Raw genomic sequence first — 5,338 nt, 5'->3', positions numbered from 1 at the left:
CGCTCTCCGGACGCCGCCGACCGTTACCTGAGCGATCGCGGGCTGGCGAGCGCCGCCCCGCCGATCCGCCGTGCCGCCGTCGCCGCCAAGCTGGCCTCGCTGGGCGACGGCGCCTCCGCCGCCGACCTGCGGGCGCTGCTCGAACGCACGCTGGATCGCGATCAGGTGGAGACGATCGCCGAACGATTGGACAAGGCGGGCGAGCCGGTGGACCTCAAGCGGCAGTTCGGCTTTCTGACGGACTGGCAACTCGTCGGGCCGTTCGATCATCGCGACGGCATCGCCTGGGATCGCACGCTCCCGCCGGAGGAAACCCCCGGCCGATTCGATCCGGACGCGACGTTCCCGTCCAACCACCCGGACGCCGGGGACGTGGTCACCTGGCAACCGCTGGAGACCGACGAGGACTTCGGCACGCTCGACATCGCCGGCGATCTGACGAACTGGAAGGGCTCCGCGGTGATGCTCGCCCGGGAGTACGACGCCCCCGCCGCCGGGCCGGTCGCCTTCCGCATCGGCACGCCGAACGCCTTCAAGCTGTACCTCAACGGCGAACTCGTCTTCGCCCGACCGGAGTACCACCGCGGGACGAAGATGGACCAGTACGTCATCCCCGCCGAGGTCAACGCCGGCCGCAACGTGTTGCTGGTGAAACTGCTTCAAAACGAGCAGGAACAGAGCTGGGCCCAGCAATACCAGATGCAATTTCGCGTCACCGACCCGACCGGGGCCGCGTTCCGCGAACCCGAACCCGCGACGAACGAATGACTTCGCTCCTGCTGCTCGCCGCCCTCGTAACCGGCCCGGCCGATCCCGCGGTGGCGGACGACGCCTGGCTCGGTTTTCGCGGACCGGGGAACCCGTCCGCGGGTTCGGACGCGGTCCCGACGGAGTTCGACGGACCGAAGGGTACGAACGTCGCCTGGGCTGCCGATCTACCCGGCGGCGGCTTCAGCGGTCCGGCGATCGCCGGCGGACGGGTGTTCCTGACCGCGAACAGCGGCTTCGACGCCGGCGTGCTGCATGTCCTCGCCTTCGACGACGCCACCGGCAAACGCCTCTGGGACCGACGCTTCCAGGCGACCGGCCGCACGGGCACCTACGAGCCGGACATGCGCGTCGCCACCTCCACCCCCGCGACCGACGGCGAGTACGTCTTCGCCCAGTACAGCAGCAACGACGTGGTGTGCCTCACGGCGGAGGGCGTGCCGGTTTGGTATCGCGGTCTCACCAGCGACTATCCGAACGTCTCCAACAGTTTGGGGATGAGTTCCTCCCCGCTGCTGACGACCGCCGCGGACGGCTCCCGCACGCTGATCGTGATGGCGGAGAACGACGCCCAGAGCTTGCTGTTCGGCCTCGACGCCGCGACCGGCGTCTCTCGGTGGGTGAAGGAACGCCCGGACAGCGCGAACTGGAGCAGCCCCACGCTGCTGCCGGCCGGATCGAGCTTCGGGAACGAGGGCGATCTCGCCCTCTGCCAAGGCAGCTACGGACTGGAAGCGATCGAGCCGTCCACCGGCGAGGTCGCTTGGCATTGGGGCGAGGGAGCCAGCACCGTCGTCTCCCCCGCCGTCGCGACCGCGGCGACGGGCGACACGCGCATCTTCGCCGTTTCAGACGGCATCACCGCGTTGGAACCGTCCATTGATTCGCGTCCCGCGGTCGTTGCTTGGGCGAACAACCGGCTCCGGCCCTCCTACGCATCGCCGGTCGCGGTGCGAGCGGGGTCGTCCGTCCCGCTGGTCACGACGCTGACGCAGGGCGGGATTCTCTCCGTCGCGGATCTCGCCACCGGCGACGAGATCGGCAAGGCCCGGTTGAAGGGGAAGTACTGGGCGACCCCGGTCGCCGTCGGCTCCGGCGAGAACGCCCGTTTGCTGTGTCCGTCGGGCGAGGGGACGGTGACCGTCGTCGGCTTCGACGAGGACGGTTCGCCGAAGGTTCTCGCCACCAATGCACTGGGCGAGCAGGGGATGTGGGCCAGCCCCGCGACGGCCGGCGACGCCGCGTATTTCCGAACCGACGCGACGCTCTGGAAGATTGCGGAGTAGTCGCGGGTGATCGATCCGTCGCCCGCTCCCCCGCCCGCAGCGGCGGCGCCCGCCCTGATGATCGCAGCGGTCGCCCTCGGCGGCGCCGTCGGGGCGGTCAGTCGGTATCTCGTTAGTCGGTATGCGGCGGACCGGTGGCCCGCTCACGCCTGGCTGGGGACGTTGGCGGTGAATCTGGCCGGGTGCTTTCTGATCGGGCTGGCGATGTACGCCGCCGCGGAACGCGGGCAGCTTTCGCCGGCGGTGCGGGCGTTGCTCATCACCGGATTCCTGGGCGGGCTGACGACGTTCTCCACGTTTGGACACGAGGCGGTCGCGCTCGGTCGGGGCGAAGGGGCGCCGATCGCATTGCTGCACGTCGGGGCGAACGTGCTGGGCGGGTTGGCATTGGTTTGGGCGGGGCGGCGGGTCGGAACGGTCCTGCTGGGCTGAGTCGGCCGATCGCCGCGTGCGGGGCGTCGTCGCCCTACAGCCCGCGGGGAACCGCGTTACACTGCCGGATTCCCCGCCGCCGACCCCGACGGTTCGCCAGTCGATGCCCGCCCCTGCCGTTCCCGCCGTTCCCGGTTCGGGACTCGATCCGCTCGCCCCCGCTCTGACTGCCTCCGCAGACGGAGACTCCGGGGAAGACCGCGTGCTGGTCTTTGATTTCGGTTCGCAGACCGCCCAGCTGATCGCCCGCCGCGTGCGGGAACAGAACGTGTTCTGCCAAATCGTGCGGCCCGATCTGCCCGTCGATCGCGTGCGGGAACTGAACCCGAAGGGGCTGATCCTCTCCGGCGGCCCGGCCAGCGTGTACGCGGAGGGCGCCCCGCAGCCGGACCCGGGGATCTTCGACCTCGGCGTGCCGGTGTTGGGCATCTGCTACGGCATGCAGGTGCTGGCCCGCGCGATGGGCTGCGAGGTGAAACCGGGCGCCGACCGGGAGTTCGGCCGCACGACGCTGACCGTCGCCGAGCCGTCCGAACCGTTGCTCGCCGGACTGCCGAGCGAATCGACGGTCTGGATGAGCCACGGCGACCAGGTCGAAGGCTTGAGCGGCGCGTTCGCCTCGCTGGCGACCACCGGCACCTGCCCCGCCGCGGCGGTGAAGCACCGCGAATGCCCGGTCTACGGCCTGCAGTTTCACCCCGAGGTGACGCACACCGAACACGGCGGCCATCTGCTGGCGAATTTCGTCACCAACATCTGCGGTTGCCGCGGCACTTGGGAGATCGGCCGGCTGATCGACCAGGAGATCGCCGGCGTCCGCGAGACGGTCGGCGACGCTCGCGTCATCTGCGGCCTCAGCGGCGGCGTGGACTCCTCCGTCGTCGCGGCCCTACTTTATCAGGCCATCGGCGATCAGCTCTCCTGCATCTTCGTCGACAACGGATTGTTGCGGCAGGGCGAAGCGGAGCAGGTGAGGACGGAGTTCGGCGACCACTTCAAAACCGACCTGCACGTCTGCGACGCCCGCAGCCAGTTCCTCGGCGCTCTCGCCGGCGTCTCGGATCCGCAGCAGAAGCGGAAGATTATCGGGCGAGAGTTTATCGACGCCTTCAAACGGGAGGCGGTCAGCATCCCCAACGCCCGCTTCCTCGCCCAGGGGACGCTGTACCCGGACGTGATCGAAAGCGGCGCCAACCCGGACGGCCCGGCGGCAACGATTAAATCGCACCACAACGTCGGCGGACTGCCGGAAGAATTGGGGTTCGAGTTGATCGAACCGCTGCGGAACCTGTTTAAAGACGAAGTCCGAGCGATGGGCTTGGAGCTGGGTCTGCCGGAGGATCTGGTCTGGCGTCACCCATTCCCCGGCCCGGGGCTGGCGGTGCGGTGTTTGGGCGAGGTGACGGCCGAGAAGTTGTCCACCCTGCGGGCCGCCGACGCGATTGTGATTGAAGAACTGCGGGCGGCCGGGTTATACCGCGACGTGCGGCAGGCGTTCGCGGTGCTGTTGCCGGTGCAATCCGTCGGCGTGATGGGCGACGGCCGGACCTACGAAGACACGATCTGCGTCCGGGCCGTAAAGACGGATGACTATATGACCGCCGACTGGTATCCCCTCCCGCACGAGGTGCTGGGCCGGATCGCGACGCGCGTCATTAACAGCGTTCGCGGCGTGAATCGCGTCGTCTACGACGTCAGCAGCAAGCCCCCGGCGACGATCGAGTGGGAGTGAGCGGCGCCCGTTCGGACGCCTGTTAGCGAACCCCCCGGTACGCGTACGCCCCCGCCGGCGGGGAACCCCAGTGATCGTGCAGCGCGTTGAAGTACGCCGCGACCTCCGCGGGTGCCTCCGCCTGTGGATAATGCCCCACGCCGGGGAGGCGCACGATCGGGGCGTGCGGCGCGAGGACGGCGAAGCGGCGGGCGATCGTGTCCCCGGAGACCGGGTCTTCGGCGCCGTAGAGGAACGCCACGGGGCACGGGGCACGGGCCAGAGCGGCTGTCCAACGGCCGCCGTATTGTTCGCGCTCGTCCAGGTATTGAATGACGTCGTGCATCGCCCGTTTCCCCTGCTTGTAATTCAGTATCGCCCACCAGCCATCCAGGTCGACGTCTCTGGCTCGCCCGACCGGCCCGAGGATTTTTTTCATGGACGTCTTGAACACCGGCTTGCTGGTGAGGACTCCCGCCGGGACGCCGAGGGGCGAATCTAAGAGGTAATGGATCGCGGTGAGTTGCTGGGCGTCAATAAACAGCCCGCCGTTCAGCAGCGTGACGGAGTCGAGGTGCAGCGAGCACGTGCCCTCGCCGAAGCGGGCCAGCAATTCCTGCACGACGGTGTCGCCGTAGTCGTGAGCGAGGACGTGCGTTCGGGAGACGCCGAGGGCGGTCGTCAGGCGTTCCAGGATGTCCGCCTGCTCGAAGACGGAATAGTCGTACGGGACGGGCTTATCGGAAAAGCCGGAGCCGAGCAGGTCGACGGCGATGACGTCGAAGCGGGCCGTCAGCGCCGCCCACATCGGGGCAAAGTCGTAGGAGGAGGTGGGGAAGCCGTGAACGACCAACAACGTCGGCCCCCGGCCCTCACGCCGGAAGAAGATTCGGTGGTCCCGGTGATTGAAGAACTGTCCGCCGGCGAACCACGCCGCCGGCCCGGGCGGCAAGCAGGACGGGGCCTCCGCCGCTCCGCACGAAGCCACGGGCGGGCATGACCACGATGATTCCACGTCCACAGACGGCGGGCGCTCCCGAACCGACGAGCAGGGACAGATCGCCGGGGAGCCGAAGGTGGACCAGGCCGCGGGCGGCGGGGGCGCCGCGGCCTGGTCCACCTTCGGCTCCCCGGCGATCTG

General features: G+C 69.0%; 4 protein-coding genes and 2 pseudogenes. 5 read left to right on the top strand and 1 reads right to left on the bottom strand.

Annotated elements, in window-relative coordinates:
* From LzC2_RS20115 to guaA, 4 genes and pseudogenes are all read left to right on the top strand, one after another.
* Positions 1-768, top strand: a pseudogene (locus tag LzC2_RS20115) (hypothetical protein); the annotation flags it as partial.
* Positions 765-2,054, top strand: a complete 1,290-nt coding sequence (locus LzC2_RS20110; RefSeq protein ID WP_171189817.1) for an outer membrane protein assembly factor BamB family protein — start codon at positions 765-767, stop codon at positions 2,052-2,054. The pseudogene LzC2_RS20115 and the gene LzC2_RS20110, both read left to right, overlap by 4 nt.
* Before the next feature lie 6 nt (positions 2,055-2,060).
* Positions 2,061-2,486 carry a fluoride efflux transporter CrcB gene (crcB, locus tag LzC2_RS20105; RefSeq protein ID WP_206678827.1) on the top strand — a complete coding sequence of 142 codons (426 nt, stop codon included), beginning with the start codon at positions 2,061-2,063 and terminating at the stop codon, positions 2,484-2,486.
* 103 nt (positions 2,487-2,589) lie between these two features.
* Positions 2,590-4,218: a glutamine-hydrolyzing GMP synthase gene (gene guaA, locus LzC2_RS20100; RefSeq protein WP_171189816.1), complete on the top strand. Its 1,629-nt coding sequence runs from the start codon at positions 2,590-2,592 to the stop codon at positions 4,216-4,218.
* Positions 4,219-4,240: 22 nt separating this feature from the next.
* Here the strand turns inward: guaA and LzC2_RS20095 are convergent, their stop codons facing one another.
* On the bottom strand, positions 4,241-5,053 hold the full coding sequence (locus LzC2_RS20095) for an alpha/beta fold hydrolase (protein ID WP_171189815.1): 813 nt from the start codon (positions 5,051-5,053) through the stop codon (positions 4,241-4,243).
* A 49-nt stretch (positions 5,054-5,102) separates the two neighbouring features.
* Between LzC2_RS20095 and LzC2_RS20090 the strand changes: the two are divergent.
* Positions 5,103-5,338, top strand: a pseudogene (locus LzC2_RS20090) (hypothetical protein); the annotation flags it as partial.

It is taken from the genome of Alienimonas chondri (assembly GCF_013036045.1).
In the GTDB taxonomy this organism is placed as follows: Bacteria; Planctomycetota; Planctomycetia; order Planctomycetales; family Planctomycetaceae; genus Alienimonas; species Alienimonas chondri.
Note: the sequence above shows the minus strand (reverse complement) of the source record. Positions and strands in the feature narration are given on the sequence as shown.